This is a genomic window from Nonomuraea sp. NBC_00507 (assembly GCF_036013525.1).
Lineage (GTDB): Bacteria > Actinomycetota > Actinomycetes > Streptosporangiales > Streptosporangiaceae > Nonomuraea.
The window spans coordinates 8,566,977-8,582,119 of sequence record NZ_CP107853.1 but is presented as its reverse complement, the minus strand read 5'-3'; the positions used below and the strand labels follow the sequence as shown (position 1 = coordinate 8,582,119).

Annotated in this window: 10 protein-coding genes; 5 read left to right on the top strand and 5 right to left on the bottom strand. The window is 67.5% G+C overall.

Annotated features, from left to right (window positions below; genetic code table 11):
• Positions 1-180 precede the first annotated feature (180 nt).
• Both OHA25_RS41360 and OHA25_RS41355 read right to left on the bottom strand, forming a co-directional pair.
• Positions 181-1,095 carry an amidohydrolase family protein gene (locus OHA25_RS41360; protein ID WP_327582358.1) on the bottom strand — a complete coding sequence of 305 codons (915 nt, stop codon included), beginning with the start codon at positions 1,093-1,095 and terminating at the stop codon, positions 181-183.
• 695 nt (positions 1,096-1,790) lie between these two features.
• A complete protein-coding gene (locus OHA25_RS41355; protein ID WP_327582357.1) occupies positions 1,791-2,390 on the bottom strand; it encodes a TetR/AcrR family transcriptional regulator in 600 nt (199 codons plus the stop codon).
• 92 nt (positions 2,391-2,482) lie between these two features.
• Here OHA25_RS41355 and OHA25_RS41350 point away from each other — a divergent pair, with 92 nt between their 5' ends.
• The 3 genes from OHA25_RS41350 to OHA25_RS41340 all read left to right on the top strand — a co-directional run bounded on the left by OHA25_RS41350 (position 2,483) and on the right by OHA25_RS41340 (position 6,262).
• On the top strand, positions 2,483-3,895 hold the full coding sequence (locus OHA25_RS41350; protein WP_327582356.1) for an MFS transporter: 1,413 nt from the start codon (positions 2,483-2,485) through the stop codon (positions 3,893-3,895).
• Entirely contained in the window at positions 3,892-5,046 is a 1,155-nt protein-coding gene (locus OHA25_RS41345) for an FAD-dependent monooxygenase (protein ID WP_327582355.1), read from the top strand. Before OHA25_RS41350 ends, OHA25_RS41345 begins: the two co-directional genes overlap by 4 nt.
• Before the next feature lie 115 nt (positions 5,047-5,161).
• On the top strand, positions 5,162-6,262 hold the full coding sequence (locus OHA25_RS41340; protein WP_327582354.1) for a C40 family peptidase: 1,101 nt from the start codon (positions 5,162-5,164) through the stop codon (positions 6,260-6,262).
• Between the two features lie 17 nt (positions 6,263-6,279).
• On the opposite strand, the gene OHA25_RS41335 is transcribed toward OHA25_RS41340, so the two are convergent.
• Positions 6,280-6,654: a hypothetical protein gene (locus OHA25_RS41335; RefSeq protein ID WP_327582353.1), complete on the bottom strand. Its 375-nt coding sequence runs from the start codon at positions 6,652-6,654 to the stop codon at positions 6,280-6,282.
• A gap of 190 nt (positions 6,655-6,844) precedes the next feature.
• On the opposite strand from OHA25_RS41335, the gene OHA25_RS41330 reads away from it, so the two are divergent.
• Positions 6,845-9,415, top strand: a complete 2,571-nt coding sequence (locus OHA25_RS41330) for a tyrosinase family protein (protein WP_327582352.1) — start codon at positions 6,845-6,847, stop codon at positions 9,413-9,415.
• A gap of 114 nt (positions 9,416-9,529) precedes the next feature.
• Here OHA25_RS41330 and OHA25_RS41325 read toward each other — a convergent pair whose 3' ends face one another.
• Together OHA25_RS41325 and OHA25_RS41320 are read right to left on the bottom strand one after the other, a co-directional pair.
• A complete protein-coding gene (locus tag OHA25_RS41325; RefSeq protein WP_327582351.1) occupies positions 9,530-11,335 on the bottom strand; it encodes a choice-of-anchor B family protein in 1,806 nt (601 codons plus the stop codon).
• A gap of 87 nt (positions 11,336-11,422) precedes the next feature.
• Positions 11,423-12,787 (bottom strand): LVIVD repeat-containing protein, encoded by a 1,365-nt coding sequence (locus OHA25_RS41320; protein ID WP_327582350.1) that lies wholly within the window; start codon positions 12,785-12,787, stop codon positions 11,423-11,425.
• A 495-nt stretch (positions 12,788-13,282) separates the two neighbouring features.
• Between OHA25_RS41320 and OHA25_RS41315 the strand changes: the two genes are divergently transcribed.
• Positions 13,283-14,992, top strand: coding sequence for an LVIVD repeat-containing protein (locus OHA25_RS41315; protein WP_327582349.1), 1,710 nt, complete (start codon positions 13,283-13,285; stop codon positions 14,990-14,992).
• The last annotated feature ends 151 nt before the right edge of the window (positions 14,993-15,143 follow it).

Here is a 15,143-nt window from a genome sequence, read left to right as displayed (position 1 = left end):
GCCTCTGGGCGTCCTCGGAGTCAACGATCTCGACGAATCTGGCCAGGACGGGGCCGCGATCAGGAAGGTCCGACAGCGCGTCCAGCATCACGGCGACGACGTGCTCCTCGCGCGAGCGTACGGGCACGTAATCGATCGCCGCGCCGGCTCGGCTGCGCGTGACGAACAGACTCCAGCACGTCACCGATGAGGCGCGGCGCACACGTGGTCTGCCGAGGTTGCTGCGGGGTTCATGAAGCCTCTGGGGTTCGATTGGTCGATTGGCCGGCGGCGTCGAGTCCGAGGAGGTGTTCGGCGTTGCCGTGAGCGATCTTCTCGCGGTCGGCCGGGCTGATGGGCCCTGTGTCGAGCAGGGCACGCGCCGGTGCGTTGGGTGTGTAGGGATAGTCGACGGCAAAGAGGAGCCGGTCGGCCCCCCACCACCGACAGTGCGCACTGCAGGGGCGGAAATGTGGTGTACCCGCTGGTCGTGAGCCAGATGTTGGTCTGAAAATAGTCGGCGACAGGTTGCCTGAGGTGGTCGGCCACGGGAGTCAGCACTGTGTTGATGCGCGCCAGTGCGAACGGGATCATTTCCCCCATGTGCCCGACGATCACCTGCAGGTCGGGAAAGCGGTCGAACACGCCGCTCACGATGATCCGCAGCAGGTGCAGAGCGGTCTCTGAGTGCCAGCCCCAGGCGGCGGTGGCGAGATGATCGGCCATCAACGGCGACAACCCGTCGTAGTAAGCGCGGGTGACGGCCTCGGGTGGCCGCGAAGGATGCAGGTAGAGAGGGACGCCGAGTGCTGCCGCGCATTCGAGGAGCGGAGCGTAGCAGGGGTGATCGAGGAATTGGCCATGGGTCAGGCCGTTGAGCAGCGCGCCGCGCATGCCCAACTCGGACACGGCACGCTCGAGTTCCCGGGCGGCGGCACGCGGGTCCGGAGTGGGGAGCGCTGCGAAACCGGCGAATCGATGCGGGTATGCGGCCACGGCCTCGGCGAGAGCGTCGTTGGCCGCCCTCGCAGCGGGCACGGCGCGCGTGGCGTCCAGAATCCCGGGGCCGGGAACGGTGTGCGAGAGGACCTGGAGGTCAATCCCGGCAGCGTCCATCTCGGCGAGCCGTCTACACCGACATCGAGGAGCTTGGCGCCAACGTCAGCGAGATGCGGATGTTGGCTGGCCGTGCCAAGGTATCCGGGGTCGTGCAGGTCTGCGAAGGCGAAATGCTCTTCGATGGCGATGACTCTCACGGGCCGCTCTTCCTGATGTAGAGGTTTCGACGGAGTTGCAAAGGCGCGCCCCTCACTCGCGGTCGCGCCGCGACGGGGCGCGGGCCTCGAATGATCGACAGCTGATTTGCGCGGGACTTGCACGCCACGCGAGTCCGCTCCGCCAAAGCAGGCGTCACGTTCTTCATGCACATACCCCTAGGTCAGGGCGGGACGCGCAGGCCTCCCCGGCGCGGTACCTCGGCGATGACCATGCCTGTCTGTATCTAGTGGTGGGCGGCCATCGCCGCCTGGAGCATCGCTGAGGACGCCGTGCATGAAGGCTGGCGTGCCCGGCGCGAAGCCGACTGGAAAGCTGAACAGTATTGTACGAGTTAAGTGTGGAGGTAGGCCACGTCACTGGCGCGAGCGGAGGTCTTCGAGCACGCCGATTTGTACACCGGCTCGTATGGCCGTGCAGCCGGCAGCCCTAGGCGGTGCGTGCCGCATGTGGTCTGCGCGGTGCTCGTTCAGCATCAGTGCCGCGGGGGCGCCAGGTTGGCCAGGCCGCTCAGGAGGCTCGGTCGCAATTCCCTGCTACGCCTTTGGTCTGACACCGGCGATCAAGGTTGTTGCCGTCCGGCGCATGCGGTCGCGCAGGTCGGGTGCATGGGGCCCGCGGGTGAGCAGGAGCTGGTGTGCGGCGCCCACTAGGGCAAGGGCGAGCGATTCGGCGTCGGCGTCGGCGTGGACGCGGCCGTGTTCCTGCTCGGCGCGGAGGTAGGCGGCGAAGGCGCGTTCGCTGGCGTCCATCTCTAGTGTGCCATCGGCGAGCGCGTCGCCCAGGTGGCTGATGATGGACGGTCTGGCCATGGCGAGACCGGCGAGGGCGAGCAGGTTGCCGGCGAACAGCGTCTCGATGGCGCTCATAAGGTTGTCGACCATGTCACCGCTGCCCGCCAGGCCGGGCAGGCTGGCCATTCCGGCGCTCGCCCGGCCGGCCCGGTCCAGGAAGAGCGCGGCCAGGAACGTGTCCAGGTCCGCGAAGTGCTTGTAGAGCAGGCCGGTGGCGCACCCGGCCTCCTTGGTGATCGCGCGCCCGGTCAGACCCGAAGGTCCCTTGCTCATGAGCACCCGCTCGGCGGCCTCGAAGAGCTGCTGTCGTACGTCCGGGATCGCAACGCCACGCGGTGACATGACCAGCCAATCTACCCGAACAGCATTTACAGAGAATGAGCACATGCTCATACTGAATGAGCATATGCTCATTCTCTGCTGTGAGGAGCCCCATGGAGACGCGCGAATTCGTCTGGACCCGCAGACACGTGTGGTCGCTGGGCGTGTTATGCCTGGCCCAGGTGCTGGACAGCGTGGACGTCACGATCGTCAACGTGGCGCTGCCGGCGATCCAGAACGACCTCGGATTCTCCGCCGCCGCCCTGTCCTGGGTGATCAACGCGTACATGGTGGTGTTCGGCGGGTTCCTCCTGCTCGGCGGCCGGCTCGGGGACCTGTACGGCCACCGGCGCGTGCTGCTCGGCGGGGTCGCGCTGTTCACCGCGGCCTCCGCCGCAGCCGGGTTCGCGCAGAGCGAATGGGCGCTGGTGGCGGCCCGGGCCGTCCAAGGCATGGGCGCGGCGTTCATCGCCCCGATGACGCTGGCACTGATCGCCCTGATCTTTCCCGAAGGGCCGCCCAGGAATCGAGCGTTCGCCGTCTGGGGCGCCGCGACCGGGGCCGCGAGCACCGTGGGACTCATCGCGGGCGGGCTGTTCGCCGACGGGCCGGGCTGGCGGTGGATCTTCTTCGTCAACCTGCCGGTCGGCCTGCTCCTACTGGTCGCCGGGCGGCTGCTCGGCGACGGCGAACAGCCCGCCCGCACCTCTCGCGGCTTCGACCTTCTCGGCGCGCTGACCTCCACGGCGGGTGTGGGGCTGCTGGCCTATGCCGTCCTGCAGACCGACGTCAACGGCTGGTCCTCGCCGCGCACTCTTGTCCTGCTCGGCGTCGCCGCCGCGCTGCTGGCCTGGTTCGTGCTCCAGGAGGCGCGCATCGCCAGGGAACCACTGGTCGCGCTCCGGCTGTTCGGCAACCGATCGCTGCTTGGGGCGAACATCATCCAGGCCCTGCGGGGCGCCGCGATGTTCGCCGTGTTCTACTTCGCCACCCTCTACATGCAGCGCGTGCTGGGCTACTCCGCGCTGGTGACCGGGCTGGCCTACGTACCGCTGACAGTGATCCTCATCGCCGCGTCTGCACTCGGCCCACGGCTGGTCAGGCGCTTCGGCACCCGCCTGGTGATCGCCGGTGCAGCACTCGTCACGGCGCTCGGATTGGCGCTGTTCACCCGATTGTCGCCCGACGGCACGCTTCTGGCGGACGTCATGCCGCCGCTGCTGGTCGTCGGGCTCGGTCTCGGCGTGATCGTGGTCCCGCTCACCACGGCCGCGCTGACGGGGGTGCCGCCCTCTTCCAGCGGCGTGGCCTCGTCGCTGCTCAACGTCAGCGCCCAGCTTGGCGGGGCGCTGGGGCTCGCGGTCTTGTCCGCCGTCGCGGTCGGCGCCTCCGCTGACGGGCCTGTGGGGTCCGCCACGGCGCTCGTCGCCGGCTACCGCCTCGGCTTCGGCGTCGCCGCCGGGCTCATGGCGGTGGTCGTCGTCATTGCACTCGTTGTCCTGCACAACAGAAGGGAAGGATCATGACCTACAGAGCCGTCATCGTCGGGGCGGGTATCGCCGGGCTGGCCGCCGCGCTGCGGCTTTACCGCATCGGCTGGGAGCCGGTGGTCATCGAGCGGGCCCCGGCCCGCCGGAGCGGTGGATACGCGGTCGCGTTCTTCGGCCGCGGCTACGACGCCGCCGAGCGCATGGGCGTCCTGCCCGCGCTGCGCGACCGCCATTTCGGCGCCGTGGACATGATCTACAAGAAGGCCGACGGTCGGCACCGGTTCACTGTCCCGCACCGTGCCGTGCAAGCCCTGCTCGGGGACCGCGGGCTGACGCTCATGCGGGGCGACGTCGAGGAAGCGCTCTATGAGGCGGTGGAGGGCAAGGTGGCGATCAGGTTCGGCACCACGCTCACCGCGGTGAAGCAGAACCAAGACAGCGTGTGCGTCGAGCTCGACGACGGCACCGTACTCGATGCCGACCTGCTGGTGGGAGCGGACGGATTGCACTCGACGGTACGCAAGCTCGTTTTCGGTCCCGAAGAGGGCTTCCGCCGCGACCTCGGACATGTGGTTGCCGCCATGAGGCTGGACCACCTGCCCGACGGGGCACGTGAACGCGCCTTCACCACGGTCACCCGCGTCGGTCACATCTTCATGATCGCCAACCTTGGGCCGGGCCGGACGGCGGCCTTCTTCACCTACGGCGTCGTGGATCCGGCCGCGGAACTGGCCAAGGGGCCACGACGGGCGCTGACCGAGGCCTACCGCGACGTCACCTGGGCTGCTCCAGACCTGATCAGGGGCATGTCCGCCGACAGCGTCTATTTCGATAGCGTCAGTCAGATCGTCGCCGACCGGTGGAGCGACGGCCGGGTGGTGCTGCTCGGCGACGCCGCCTGGTGCGTCACGCTGTTCGCCGGTTACGGTTCCTCACTGGCCGTCGGAGGCGCCGAACTCCTGGGCACGGCGCTGCTCCGCCACCCCGACGATGTTCCCGCCGCGCTCCGCGAATGGGAGGCCGAACTGCGCCCCGAAGCCGAAGAACGACAGGCCATGGGCCGCCGCAACACCGGCTCCCATGCGCCCGCCAACCGGCTGGACCTGCTGAAGCGCGATCTGCCACTTCGTCTGGCCGCCCTTCCGCCGGTCACTCGCTGGATGCGCAAACACCTGCGCCTCCACTAATATCGGTCATCATCACTATATTGCGTAGTAGCAATGGATAAGGGGGACATCATCTCGGCTCTACGCACCAGGGTCGGCACGGCTTGATGAGACGATGAATCGTAGTAGCTTCTCGGTGATCTACCTGCTGTCGGCAGTGATCGTCGTCGTCCTGGCAACAGGTGTGGTGGTCCTCGTCGGGATGGAGCCCATTCCCGACGCCACGAAACCGGTCAAGCGGCCATCCGCCATGAGCAGGAGTCTTCCTACCGCGGCACCGGTGGTCGAACCGGTCGCGCCGCTGAAGCGACGGCGGGAGGCGCATCTTCTCGTGCTCGGGGAACGTACGTTGTCCGACGAGGTGGTCGCGCGCGTTCGCGGGCGGACGGGAGTGACGGCGGTCGAGCAGGTCGACGCTGCGAGATTGACGATCGCGGGCCGGAATGTGGCCACCATGGGCGTCGATCCGTCGTCGTTCCGCTCGTACACGCCCGGCCCCACCGCGCGTTCGGATTCGCTGTGGCAGAGCATCGCCGCCGGCGACGCCGCGGTTTCCTTCGGGTTGGAAACCGATGGCGGGCTCGCGCTCGGCAGCTCGATACAGGCCGCAGGCCAGAACCTGCGAATTGGGGCCGTGGCCACCATGGGGCTGGGCATTGTCGACGCGGTTGTGTCTAGGCGCACGGCTCTGCGCTTGGGGCTCCCGCAGAAGAACGCCCTGCTGGTGAGCGCGCCCCGGGCCGATTCGGCCCGACTCAAGGATGCCCTGTCGCGCAAACTGCCGCGGGGTGTTCAAGTCGTCGTCCTCAAGCCCGCTTTCACGCCTGCGCGAACTAGGAGGTTGCCGAGTTCGCTTCCCGACGAGCGGATCCGCGCGGTCCTGGCGGCAGCCGCGAGCAAGCTCGGTGCTCCCTATGTATGGGGCGCCGAGGGACCCGACGCGTTCGACTGCTCCGGGCTGATCCAGTGGGCGTTCGGACGCGCCGGGATCCTCCTGCCCAGGGTGACGCACCAGCAGTTCGCCAGCGGTCCCCAGGTCCCCTTCGCACAGATACGGCCAGGAGACCTGATCTTCTGGCGGCTGGATCCGACCAACCCTGGTTACATTTCCCATGCGGCGATCTACTGGGGTGACGGGAAGATGATCCAGGCTCCCAGGACGGGGGACGTGGTCAAGATCGTGCCCGTGCACACCCGAAATCTCGCGGGCGTCGTCAGGGTGACCGGCGGGAACTGACCTCGCTCAGGAGCGTACTAGTGGGTGGCACGGACCTGCTTGGTGTGCCGGCCGGTGTAGGACAGCACGTACAGACCATTGCGGATGTCCACGACGTAGATCAGGCCGTTGCGGACGATCGGGAAACTCCACATGGTGACCTTGTTGGGGCCGCGGTTGAGCGCCGGGTCCTCGATGGCGACGGACGGTAGGGGCGTAGGGGAGTACCAGCCAGCCTGGGCCGGACGGCGGGGGTCGGCGATGTCGATGGCCTGCAGGCCGCCGGAGTGCCAGGCGGTCAGGGCCAGGTCGCGGAACGACCAGGACGTCTCCCGCCAGCTTGGCCAGTTCGTTCCGCCCGCGGAAGGGGACGTCCCGCCGCAGGTGTGGGCGTGTTCGTCGACAGGAGGCACGGGTTGATCCTCGGCAGTGACATGACCACCGGCCTGTGGATCGTCAAACCGCGCGGCTTGCGCGGCTTCTAGCGGTACGGCTCGCGGGCACGACTAGGGACATCCCTAGGTCGTGCCCCGGGGCCGAACAGGGCGTTGCCCCGTAGCGTCGGTCTGTTAGCAGTGTCCGAACCCGGGTGGGGGGACCATCATGGCCAGACCGATGCGGCGCAACATCGCGCATCTCACCAAGGCCGAGCGCGACGCCTTCGTGGCGGCGGTGCGGAAGGCGGATCTCCTTTCGTATGCCGACGGCGTGTCGTACTGGGACAAGCAGGACCAGATCCATCAGGGCACCCACAACCACGGAGGGCCGTCGTTCATCCCGTGGCACCGGGAGCTGTGCAATCGCTACGAACGCCTCCTGCAACAGGTGGACCCGGACGTGGCGCTGCACTACTGGGACTGGACCCAGGACCCGCGCGCCGCCGACGACGGCAACGGCGGCACGGTGGACCTGACGACAGACGACTTCTTCGGTACGGCGAGCGGCCTGGTGCAGGGCGTGCTGGCGCCGCTCCACAACGGTGACCAGCTCGCGGGGAGCCGCGACCAGACGGGCAATCCCGCCGACCCACCCCCGGCGATCAAGCGGTTCTGTGCACCCGGAGCGCCAGGGGTGAGTCCCGACGCCACGATCATCACCGGCAGCGACACGCTGCCCCAGGGACAGCAGTGGCCCAGCTTCCGGGCCGCGCTGGAGAGCTCGCACAACACCGCACACACGTTCTTCGGGCCGGGGAGCAACATCTTCAACCCCCACGCATCCTTCGAGGACCCGTTCGTCTTCCTGCTGCACTCCAACGTCGACCGGCTGTTCGCGATGTGGCAGACCCGGCCGGGCCAGGAATGGCGGCTGGATCAGGCACAGGTCTACGGGAACGAGACGAACTCGACCGGGTCGGAAGGCATCCTGCACAACCTGCAGCCGTGGGACGGCACGGTCGAGTTCGGGTCGCCGATCCCGCCGTGGACCAGCGGCTCCACCGACATCGAGGTGAAGAACTGCCGCCACGCCTCCGTGGTCGCCCCGCCGTGCTACGACTCGCTGCCGGTGACCGTCACGCAGATCGCCCCGGCTCCCGGCATTCCGCTGCGGTTCCTGGACGTGGCCGAGGGCGAGCAGACGGCCCGCGCGTTGCGCCTTCGGGTACGCGGCTGCCGCCCGGTCACCTGCCAGGCCGCGGTCAAGGGTGACCCGGCCGTCACCCTGCTTCAATCCACCGTGGTGACACCGGACCCGCAGGCCTACGTGGCGCACGACGTCTTCGTGTGGGTGCTGTTCAACCCGGGGACGGCGGGCTCGTCCGCGTCCGGGACGCTGGAGGTCAACGTTGCCGAGACCGGCGACACCTTCAGCATCCCGATCGAGGCCAACGTCATCGCCAAGCCGACCGTGGCCTCGTCCATGGTCTTGGACCGTTCCGGCAGCATGGACGCGCCGTCCGGCGTCGCCGGGCTCAAGCGGATCGAGGTGCTGCGCAACTCCGCGCCGCTGTTCGTGCACCTGCTCGGCGACGACGACGCGGTGGGCGTGATCCAGTTCGACACCGACGCCGCCGAGGCCATGCCCGTCGAGGTGGCGGGCGGCACGATCGGCGGCCTGGGCAGGACGAACGCATTGAACGCGATCTCCAACCACGTCACCGACCCCAACGGTCTCACCTCGATCGGCGACGGCCTGGAGGCGGCCGCCACGCAGCTCGGGGTGACCTCCGGGTTCAGCTCGCAGGCCACCGTGGTGTTCACCGACGGGTTCGAGACGGCGCCGAAGTTCATCGCCGACGTCGCGCCGCTGATCACCGCACGGGTGTTCGCCGTCGGTCTCGGCACGGCCGAGCAGCTCAATCCCGCCGCACTGGGTGACCTGGTCGACAGCACGGGCGGGTACCTGCTGCTCACCGGGCAGGCGGGCGCCGACGACCAGATCCGGCTGCAGAAGTACTACGCCCAGATCATCGCGGGCATGACGAACTCCCAGATCATCGTCGATCCGGACGGCTTCGTCCCGATCGGCGGGACGGCCGTGGAGCCGTACCCGCTCACCGAGGCCGACAGCCGCAGCGACGTGATCGTGCTCACCCCGTTCGCCCGCGCGTTGAAAGTGGCGCTCGAAGCGCCCGACCGTACCCGCATCGACGACACCAACGGCGCCCAGCTCGCCGCCACGGCCAACCACCGCGTGCTCCGGCTGGCCCTGCCCAGCCCGGCACTGCCGGGGCCGGTCGGCGGGGAGTGGAAGGCGCATCTGTCCATCGATCCGGACGAACTGAAGCGGATCATCAATGAGCTGGAGGAACGCAGGGACTTCGAGACGATCAACCGGATCAAGACGCACGGCCTGCCCTACACGCTGGCCGTCCAGGCTCGCTCGGCCATCCGGATGGCGATCACCGTCAAGCAGTCCTCGCGCCGCCCCGGCGGCGACGCGCAGCTCACCGTGTCGCTGGCGGAGGCCGGGATCCCGCTCGCGCACACGGCTTCGGTCAGCGCCGTGGTCAGCGGGCCCGCCGCCAAGCCGCACCGGATGCCGTTGCCCGAAGTGGCGGACGGCGAGTTCGCCGGGACCGTACCCACCCCCGTGGCCGGCCTCTATCGAGTGCTCGTACGGGCAGAGGGCAGCTCGCTGCGCGGCGAGCCGTTCACCCGCGAAGAGCTCCGCACGATCGCGGTATGGACCCGCGGGGACGACCGATCCATCCCGAGGGACGAACGTGCGTAGGTCTCAGCGCACCCCTGGGTTCTGAGACTGGTAAGGGAGCACTTATTCTTCGTAGTAGGTGTGTTGGCGCGGCATGATCTAGCACACGGACCCGCGCCGGCACACCTCGCGTTCCTATTGAGTGATCCTTACATCGTCCACGGCGGCCTCGACCAGGCTGCCGCCCGCCGCGTCACCCGCCTCGATCAGGATCCTGATCGTCTGACCGGCGAAGCTCGACAGATCTGCGGAACCTGAGGTCCATGCGCCTGAGCGGGCACTCGCCGCGCCCGTCTGCTGGAAGACCGTGCTGGTGGCGGCTGCGACGATCCTGACGCGGAAGAAGTCGGCCGAGCTGGCGTTGTTCAGATGCGCGAAGGAGTACGAGAAGGACAGGGTGAGCGGTCCCGAGGCGGGGAGCGTGATGGCGGGGGATTGGATGCTGGTCGTTCCGCCGTCGATGTCGCCCGTGCCCGCGCTCGATCCGGCAAGCCGTCCTGTCACGAGGTCGTTTGCGCCGCTCACGGTCGTGCCTTGCTGCAGTGACGTGCCGCCGGAGCTGGTCGCCTCGGGGTCGCCTCGCTCCCACTGGCCCGCGGTCGCGGTGTCCGAGCCCGCAGGGTTGGGGGTCCAGCCGGTCGCCGACTCGAAGTCGTCGGAGTAGACGGTGACGGGAGGCGGGCCGTCGAGGTTCGGCTTGAGGACGAACAGGCCGCGTTCGATGCTGTTGACGATCACGGTGCCGCTGTTGAAGAACGGGTAGTTCGCCCAGGTGCCGTTGAACGTGGCGTTGTTGTTGGCCGGGTGCACGTCGAAGAACGCGGCCTCGGTGATCGTGGCGGGGTTGGCGGCGTTGGTGCTGTCGAGGATGCGCAGGCCGGCGGTGTAGTTGGACTCGTAGACGTACTTGCCCTTGATGTAGAGGTTGTGGTCGATGGCGGCGGTCGGGCCGGAGTAGAAGCCGAGCAGCGAGACGCTGGTCAGGTTGGCCATGCTGAAGACGCGGGTGCGGGTGTTGTGGCCGAAGTTCTGCTCGTCGGTCTCGTCGTTGAGGAAGAAGTAGCGGTGGTCTTCAGTGAGCCAGCCCTGGTGGGTGTAGCCGCGGCCGCTGTAGGTCGTGCGGGAGAGCTGGACGGGGGCCGACTTGGTGGTCACGTCGAAGATCGTCAGAGTGTCCTCGTTGGAGTTCAGGAGGATTTCCCTGCCGGTGTAGCGGGTGTCGGGCCCGTTGTAGATCACGGCCTGTGAGTCGTGGGTGTAGCCGTCGGCGCTGACGCAGCCGGCGAAGACCGGATTGGCTGGGGTGGCGAGATTGAACATGCGCGGCCCGCCCGAGCAGGTGTTGGAGCCGTTGACGTAGGCGAAGCCGGTCTGGGTGTTGATCGTGATGGTGTGGGCGGTGCTGAAGGAGGTGTTGCGGGCGTCGGCGGTGAACGTGACCGGAGGGCTGGTGACGTTGCGCAGCCGGGTGAGGTTGAAGACCTGGAGCCCGTGGCCGGACGCCTCGGAGACGATGTAGGCGTGGTTGTTGTGGACCTCGATGTCGCGCCAGCTGGAGTTGACCGTGGCGGTGGGCAGGTTGCCCAGGTAGACGGGCGCGGCAGGGTTGGTGACGTCGACGAAGGACGTGCCACTGGACCTGCCGACCAGCGCGTACTCGCGGCCGGTCTGAGGGTCGGTCCAGCCCCAGATGTCGTTGCCGCTGCCGCCGCCGATCGTGTTCAGCGGCAGCTGGGCCATCAGGTCGACTTTGTTGCAGGGGTAGCCGGCCGCTGAGCCGCCGACGCAGGGGGTGGCGGCAAGGGCCTGTGCTTGCTGTGGTGCCGCCGGTTGCCAGCCGTGGCTCTTGCCGTCATGCGGATCGGGGTCGGCAACCGTCCAGCCTGGTGAGGCGATGAGGAGGCAGGCGAGCAGGGGGAGGATGCGGGTTCTCGGGCGCATGGTGGCTCCCATGACAAGGGTGGGTCAGTGGGGAGCGTCGCGCCGGCCGTATCAGATCCCTAGCAGCTACGGCCGGGCGCGGCGCGGTCAACGGAGGGTCGTCTCCTGGGTCTGCGGGTTGAGGTGGTGCTGCGGGCGCCCGAGCGCACGTACGTCGAACAACGACCAGACCAGCAGGCCCCGCGTGATGTCAGACTCGTAGATCAACCCGTTGTACCAGTACGTCGACCAGTCGCCGGCGAGCTGCGTCGGCACGAGCGGCGCCGGGTCGGCGTAGGCGATCTCCTTGGCCTTGGCCGGGTCGGTGAAGTCCAGGACGCTGATCCCGGACTGGTAGTTACCGCTGACAAGGACGTACCGGTGGTTCAGCGGGATCACGTTGTAGTTGTGCAGCGTGCAGTTCTCCTCCACGGTCTGGGCACGCGGCAGCACCCACTGGCCGAGCTTGGCGCCATTTGCCGCGTCGTAGAAGAACAGCGACTTGTGTGTGTCGGTCTGGAGGACGCCACCGGGCAGCACGGTGCCTGTCGCCGTGCATCTTGGACCACCTCCACCGGCGGGCTCCCAGCCAAGGATGATCACCTTGCCGTCCCAGGTGAAGGAGGCTGAGTGCCATCGGCCGGAGCCCTGCGTCAGATCGCCGACTCCCGGCTCCCTGATCGTGTAGAGGAATGCCGGGTCTTCCACGCTGCCGCCGGGCCAGGCGTTGTCGCCGATGTCGAACACGTTGGTCCCATCGGCGCTGGCGCAGGCGGCCAGGTTTGCTGAGCCCTGGATCACGCCCATGTCGTGACAGCCTGGTGCGACGCCGGTCGTGAACGGGCCATCGAGCGGTTCGGTGCGCAGCAGGCGGGCGCCGGCCGGGTTGGCGAGCGGTACCTCGATGACGTCGATCGCGTCGCAGCCGCTGGAGACATTGCTGTAGACGATCAGGCGGCGGCTGCGGAGGTCTGGCGCGATGGTGGCGGTGTGCGAGCCGCACTCGGTCTCCACCGAGCCGACGAGCGCCGGATCCTTTTCGTTGGTGAGATCGAAGACGTGGACACCCTCGAAGCCCTCGGCCACCGGTTGGCCGTCACAGGTCGCTCCTGCGGGCGCCGGGGAGTTCCATGAGCGGATCAGGATCTTGTCCCAGACGACGATGTCGCCTTGGTCGCCGCGGCATTCCTGGAAGACGACCTCTTTGGGGCGGGTCGGGTTGCTGATGTCGAGGGTGCGGAAGCCGCCGTAATGCCCCTGGTAGGCGCGGTTCCGCCAGAAGGCGAGGTCGGAGTTGGCGGTGAACGGGTTGATCGTGTTCGCCCTCGAGGAGAGGCCGATGGCGTGCATGTTCTTGCTGGTGGTGAACGTGCTCGCGGCGTCGATGTGATCGGCCACGGCGGCCTGCGGCAGCAGGAGGACCAAACCTGCGGTGATGGCGAGGAGCAGCGGTAATCGGGACGGGATTCGCATGGGCACGCTCCTGTGGGAGTCAACGCCTGGGATACGCCCTTCGTCGGTGAAACCTGCAAAGTGTCCGACGCGCTGTAGGAGATGTCAATATTCGACGTTTACCGCCATGGGCCGCCGTGATCGGGCAACTGTCCTGTTAGGGACCGGACCCCTATGCGGTATTGGCTGTCATGAAATGATCTGGCCAGATCCGGGCACGCCTCTTCCTCCTACATGTTGTAGGACGTACCGTCCGATCAGTGTGCGCACATGCCACTCGTGTCCCCTGCAGACGAGACGAAGAGGTCCAGCAGCATGCGAAGAGGCTTATTGGTAGTCCCGGCCGTCATGACCCTGACCTTAGCCATGAGCGGCGTCGGGATCGCGAGCCCTCAACCCCCTACCCCGAGCCCCAGCCTGAGAGCTGAAGCCACGGATCCCGAGATCGCCGGCAATGATCACCAGCACGGCGGTACTGAGGGGCATCTCCCCGGTACGAAGAAGAACGTGCAACTCGTGGGCAAGCTCGACGTGAGCGGCGCCACTGGCGAGAACCGTCCCGGTCACATCGCGGATGTCGCCGTCTTCGGAAACTACGCCTATCTGGCCGCCCGCCGGTTGAACACCGACCCCTGCGGCAGCGGCGGCTTCTACACGGTGGACGTCTCCAACCCCAACGCGCCCAAGGAACTGTCCTTCACCGCCTTCCCCAACGGGTCGTACCCCGGTGAGGGAATGCAGGTCATCAAGGTGAAGACGGCGAAGTTCAAGGGCGACATCCTGGTCACCAACAATGAGATCTGCTCGGACGCGCCCGAAGCCGTCGGCGGCATGTCGATTTACAACGTGACGGATCCGAAGAACATCGTCCCGCTGGCCATCGGCAAGGGCGACTTCAACGACGGCACGCAGACGGTGGCGAACGACGAGCACAGCGTCTTCGCCTGGCAGGCGGGCGAGCGGGCGTTCGCGATGATGTCCGACGACCTGGAGCAGTCGGTTGGCGATGTGGACATCATGGAGATCACCGACCCGGCGAACCCGGTACTGATCGCCGAGACCAGCATCGCCGACTGGCCCAACGCCGAGGTGGGCGGCAACGGCCAGACAGTCTTCAACCACGACTTCCAGGTCAAGCAGATCCGCGGGCACTGGTACGGCCTGATCTCCTACTGGGACGCCGGATGGGTCATCCTCAACCTGGACGATCCGGCCAACCCCGTCTACGTCACCGACTCCCGCTACCCGGACCCGGAGAACTTGCTTGGTTTCAGCCCGCCCGAGGGTAACGGGCACCAGGCCGAGTGGACGAGGGACAACAGGTTCATCGTCGGCACGGACGAGGACTTCAGCCCCAGCAGGACCTCCTTCCAGGTCACCTCTGGTGCCAACGCCGGGACGTACGGCGCAGGGGAGTTCGACTGGACCGTGCCCATCAGCAGCCTGCCCACCAAGACCTTCGAAGGGGCCAAGACCGTCTGGGGCGGGACCGGCTGCGTGGAGGACGTCGACGGCAACGGCGTCAGTGACCGGGCCGAGGTGCCGAGCAAGGCCAGCACGGGAGCGGACGTCGTGGTCTTCACCCGCGGGGCCTGCTTCTTCTCCATCAAGGTCGAGTCCGGGCAGTTGGCGGGCTACGACAAGGTGATCGTCATCCAGAGTCACGTCGCCACCAGTGCCGGGCGGTTCGCGGACGGCTACTTCTGTGGTGCCCAGGGGCATGACTTCACGATCACCGCGTCCGCCGTGTGCATCGGCCACCGGGCCGGTCACCTGCTCTTCGACGACTCGCCGGAGTACGCCTCCGCGCCGGAAGGCTCCGACATGCCGGCCCTCGGCACGATCGGCGCGGGCGTCAAGGCGACGACCACGTTCGACGGCTGGGGGACCGTGCACCTGCTCGACGCGCGCACTCTCAGGGAGATCGACAACTATGCGATCAAGGAGGGCATCGATCCCGCGTACGCCACCGGCTTCGGCGACCTGAGTGTGCACGAGGTCGCCACCGACCCGGAGCGTAGCGATCTGGCCTACCTGTCCTACTACGCCGGAGGCATCCGCGTGATCAAGGTGGGCCCGTGGGGGATCAAGGAAGTCGGCAGATACATCGACGCCAACGGCAACAACTTCTGGGGCGTCGAAGCCGCGAAGATCAAGAACAAGATGTACATCTTCGGCAGTGACAGGGACAGCGGGCTCTGGATCTTCCGCTACACAGGAGGATGAGCGCATGGGCCACGGCGGGATCCCGCCGTGGCCCTTTTTGTATGCAGCCGTCGGATAGACGGCTGGCGGCCGCGCGCCCTCAACTGATGGAGTCCGCGCTCGCGCTGCTCGCCGGGATGGGCATGCTCTGGGTGGTGCTCCCGATCGGTCC